Annotated in this window: 4 protein-coding genes, 1 pseudogene and 1 other annotated feature; of the genes and pseudogenes, 1 reads left to right on the top strand and 4 read right to left on the bottom strand. The window is 39.4% G+C overall.

Features of this window, described 5'->3' with window-relative positions:
- Nucleotides 1-202, top strand: a pseudogene (locus Q0J48_RS06705) (SAM-dependent methyltransferase); the annotation flags it as partial.
- Here the strand turns inward: Q0J48_RS06705 and Q0J48_RS06700 are convergent.
- The 4 genes from Q0J48_RS06700 to Q0J48_RS06685 all read right to left on the bottom strand — a co-directional run bounded on the left by Q0J48_RS06700 (nt 192) and on the right by Q0J48_RS06685 (nt 3,796).
- Nucleotides 192-1,151: an AAA family ATPase gene (locus Q0J48_RS06700; protein ID WP_296242719.1), complete on the bottom strand. Its 960-nt coding sequence runs from the start codon at nt 1,149-1,151 to the stop codon at nt 192-194. The pseudogene Q0J48_RS06705 and the gene Q0J48_RS06700 overlap by 11 nt on opposite strands.
- Before the next feature lie 87 nt (nt 1,152-1,238).
- Nucleotides 1,239-2,063, bottom strand: coding sequence for a MetQ/NlpA family ABC transporter substrate-binding protein (locus Q0J48_RS06695; RefSeq protein WP_296242718.1), 825 nt, complete (start codon nt 2,061-2,063; stop codon nt 1,239-1,241).
- A gap of 24 nt (nt 2,064-2,087) precedes the next feature.
- Nucleotides 2,088-2,768: a methionine ABC transporter permease gene (locus Q0J48_RS06690; RefSeq protein WP_296242717.1), complete on the bottom strand. Its 681-nt coding sequence runs from the start codon at nt 2,766-2,768 to the stop codon at nt 2,088-2,090.
- Nucleotides 2,768-3,796: a methionine ABC transporter ATP-binding protein gene (locus tag Q0J48_RS06685; protein WP_296242716.1), complete on the bottom strand. Its 1,029-nt coding sequence runs from the start codon at nt 3,794-3,796 to the stop codon at nt 2,768-2,770. The genes Q0J48_RS06690 and Q0J48_RS06685 overlap by 1 nt, the downstream gene beginning before the upstream one ends.
- 38 nt (nt 3,797-3,834) lie before the next feature.
- Nucleotides 3,835-4,071 (bottom strand) — a binding site (T-box leader).
- Nucleotides 4,072-4,088: the final 17 nt, after the last annotated feature.

Here is a 4,088-nt window from a genome sequence, read left to right as displayed (position 1 = left end):
ATTACTGGATAAAGACGCCCAATTTTTGATCATCAATTGTTACACGACCGGTTTTACGATTTCCGCTTTGCATGAGATCTTAAAACGAACCATCCAAAATAAAAATGGCGGACAGATCGAATGCGGAGAAAACCTTCTCCCTGTCAGCCATAATAACGGTGTCCTTCCTTGCGGAATCTTCGGACGATGGACTAGCGACTAAAAACATAGTCGCTTTTTTCTTTGATCAAATAGGTAGAAAAATAGAGTTCTTCCAGCGGGATCCATTCCTTTAAAAAACGCTCCAGTAACGATGGTGATCGTCTTTTTAAGCGAGCAAGCTGTTCTTCTTTTGAAATATCCAGATAGATCTTGAATGCATCCAGTTTGTCAAAAGCAGGATGATGACTGTAACATCCTTCAATAATCAAAAATGGCGAATATTCTAAATGAATTTCTTTGCGATACGTCTGGGTATGACAATCAAAAGGATGAAGATGGATCTCTTCTTTTTTTAAAAACGGACAAACCACTTCATCATAAAACCTTTCATGATCGATATTGCCGCCCGGTGTCTGTAATCGTTTTTCTGTTTTTAAATCAGAAGGCAGAAAATAATCATCCATATGAATGCAGGGGCATTCAAAAAAGGAAGATAAATATCGGGCGACCGTAGTTTTCCCGCTGGCACAAGGGCCATCAATCATAATGATCTTTTGTTTTGAAAAGGCGTCCAGACAAACCTTGAATAACGGGAAATAATCGATATACTCTTTTTTGATGACGCGATAACTCGGTGAATAATTTTCTTTAAAGACAGCACTGTGGCTGACCGGACCTTGATCTGAAAAGCCGTATTGAACCAAAGCCTGGTCAAAGAGCCGGCGCGTACATCGTACCTTTGCACTTTCTATGAATATTTCATTCCATAACAAAAGATCTTCTTCCTTCATTTTGGTTAAAGGCATTCGTACATAGCCATTTCCAATCTCCTGCATAGGAAACGCAATTGCTTCTTTCCACTCTTTGATCAGCCGATCATACGACTCTTCTTCGTTCGTGATCATATGACCGTTTCCTAAACAGGATTGATAAATCAACTTATACAGATCCTGTCTGGTTCCTAAAGGATGGTATTCTTTTTCGAGTTGAATGGCCTGTTCTAAATTCATAGTCTAAATATACTTCAAATCTTCTAAAAGTTCCATCAAAAAAGACCTTCCAGTTTGTGAATACAAACCAGAAAGTCTATCCGTCATCTATTCGGCATCAAATACAGAAACAACGACACCATCGTATGTTTCATTGATGAAATCAACGGTTTTTTGTGTTTCTAATACATCCAGCAAGTCTTTGATTTTCTGTGAATCTTTATCTTCTTTACGAACGGCGATCACATTAGCAAACTCGTCGGCTGCTTCCGACCCTTTATCTTCGGTAACCAAAAGGTTATCTGTAATTTTGGCGTTCAAAGCATTGTTTCCATTGGCCACCGCAAAATCAACTTCCTCCAGTTTAGTAGGAACCACTTCGGCAGCTAGCTCAACGATTTCCACGTTATATGGATTTTCAACGATATCCGCTTTTGTAGCTTCCAGACCTTTTCCTTCCGTTAAGGTAATGATTCCCTGCGCCTGTAAAAGCTGAAGAGCACGGGCTTCGTTTGTCGTATCGTTTGGAACCGCAATCTGTGCGCCTTCCGGTACATCACTGATATCTGAATGTTTTGAAGAATAGATTCCCAATGGTTCAAAATGGATCTTGTCGGCAACCACTAGATCATCATCATTTTCGCAGTTATTGGCAACCCAGTCTTCCAAATATGGAGTGTGTTGGAAATAGTTACAGTCGATTTCCCCTTCATACAATGCCTGATTCGGTTTTACGTAATCGGAAAATTCTACGATTTCAACTTCGTAACCCAAATCTTCAAGATCTGGTTTGATGTTTTCAATGATCTCAGCGTGTGGTGTAACGCTTGCTCCAATCTTGATCGTTTTATCATCCGAAGATGCATCTGACCCACAGCCAACAAGAGCTGCACTTAAACAAAATACAGTGAATCCTTTAATTAATTTGTTCATTTTTTCTCCTCTTTTCTTTTTAATTTAATGTGTTGTTTTTCTCGCAAGATAATTTCCTATCGCCTGTACCAAGATGGTTAACAGAACCAATACAGCTAAACTAACCCATAATATATCGTAGTTATATTGATTGTAGCCATAATTGATACAGAATACACCTAAGCCGCCACTTCCCGTGACTCCTAAGATTGCGGTCAATCCTATCATAGAGATCAAAGTGATCGTAAAGCCGCGGATGATACTTGGAATGCTTTCTCTTAAATATACTTTCCAAATAATTTCAAAAGGTCCAAATCCCATGGCTTGACTTGCTTCAACTAATCCTCTATCAATCTCAGAAAGAGCTTGTTCCATCTGACGTGCACAGAATGGAGCAGTACCAATGATCAAAGGAATATAAGCTCCTTTTAATCCAATCGAAGTTCCCATGATCAATTGCGATAATGGGGTGAGTATCATTGCTAATATAATAAAAGGGGCTGCACGAAATAAATCTACGATCTTCCCTAAAACAGTATAGATCAGTCGATTCTCTAAAATATCACCTGGTCGAGTAACGACTAATATAGCTCCTAGAATCAAGCCAAAGATCAAAGAAATTGACCCGCTGATCAAAATCATAAGAAATGTCTCATAAATAGATTCTAAAAATACATCCGATCGGTCGATAACATTGGGCATGATCCCCGTGAGAAAATCCATCATCACTTCATCACCTCCACCTGCACTTGATTATCTTCACAAAGCTGTAAAGCACTTTCCATATCTTCTTGTTTTCCGGTAAGAACACAGATCAAAGTACCAAAGGGTACATCATGGACGATTTCAACATTTCCGAAAATAATCGAACAATCAACATTGTATTTTCTGGAGATCGTCGAAATCAATGCTTCTTTTGTGTTCCCACTTTGATAGCTTAATTTCACTAGTCTCTGATTGGAATCAATTTGAACCAAAGGATGTTTGTTTTCCAAAAGTTCATCGATTTTGCCTAAATTGTTTGTGGTGTTGATAAAGTTTTTTGTGACCGGCATCTTAGGATGCGAGAACACATCCACAATGTTTCCTTCTTCAACAACCTTCCCATTCTCCATCACGGCAACACGATCACAAATATCTTTGACAACCGCCATTTCATGCGTGATCAAGATCACGGTCAAATTCAATTCCTTGTTGATGCGGCGAATCAATTGAAGGATCTGCTGCGTGGTGTGAGGATCCAAAGCGGAAGTCGCTTCATCGCATAAAAGCACTTTGGGTCGCGTAGCCAAAGCTCTAGCAATTGCCACACGCTGTTTTTGTCCACCACTTAACTGAGATGGGTAAGAATCCTTACGATCTTTCAACTCGATCAGTTCTAACAAAGAATCCACACGTTTTTGAATCTCATCGTCTTTCATCTTCATGTGACGCAAGGGAAATGCAATATTTTCAAAAACAGTACGGGATCGCATCAGATTGAAATGCTGGAAGATCATTCCCATTTCCTGTCTCTTTAAGCGCAGTTCCTTATCGCTAAGCTTTAAAAGATCTTTATCATCAAAGTAAACCGCACCTTGTTCCGGCTTCTCCAATAAGTTGATGCAGCGAACAAGGGTCGATTTCCCGGCCCCGGAAAATCCAATGATTCCGAAGATTTCCCCATCCTGGATCTCCAGACTGACATCTCTTACGGCATGAACATTTCCGTTTCGGGTTTGAAAGGTTTTTGTCACATGTTCTAATTTGATCATCTTTTCCTTCCTTTCTAAAATAAAAAAACTTTCATCCATCATAGGACGAAAGTTGAATTTCGTGTTACCACCTATCTTCGCAAAATGATCACTCATTTTACCTCATCAAGTACAAACATACTCTATCACGATAACGGGTGAAACCGTCAAAGTCTAAATATCGACCCTGCAACTCCAAGACCATGTTCCCTAACAACCTCTTTGTCCTCTTTCAGCGTTCAAGGACTCTCTTCTTAAAGAGATACGATAGGTACTCTTCTCTTCAACATCATTTATGCATAGATAATATCAA

It is taken from the genome of uncultured Faecalicoccus sp. (assembly GCF_944325745.1).
Classification (GTDB): domain Bacteria; phylum Bacillota_I; class Bacilli_A; order Erysipelotrichales; family Erysipelotrichaceae; genus Faecalicoccus.
Note: the sequence above shows the minus strand (reverse complement) of the source record. Positions and strands in the feature narration are given on the sequence as shown.

What these genes read in the sequence shown, in the direction of transcription:
- Q0J48_RS06700 (WP_296242719.1), bottom strand. Translation starts at nt 1,151, where the DNA reads ATGAATTTAGAACAGGCCATTCAACTCGAAAAAGAATACCATCCTTTA.
- Q0J48_RS06695 (WP_296242718.1), bottom strand. Translation starts at nt 2,063, where the DNA reads ATGAACAAATTAATTAAAGGATTCACTGTATTTTGTTTAAGTGCAGCT.
- Q0J48_RS06690 (WP_296242717.1), bottom strand. Translation starts at nt 2,768, where the DNA reads ATGATGGATTTTCTCACGGGGATCATGCCCAATGTTATCGACCGATCG.
- Q0J48_RS06685 (WP_296242716.1), bottom strand. Translation starts at nt 3,796, where the DNA reads ATGATCAAATTAGAACATGTGACAAAAACCTTTCAAACCCGAAACGGA.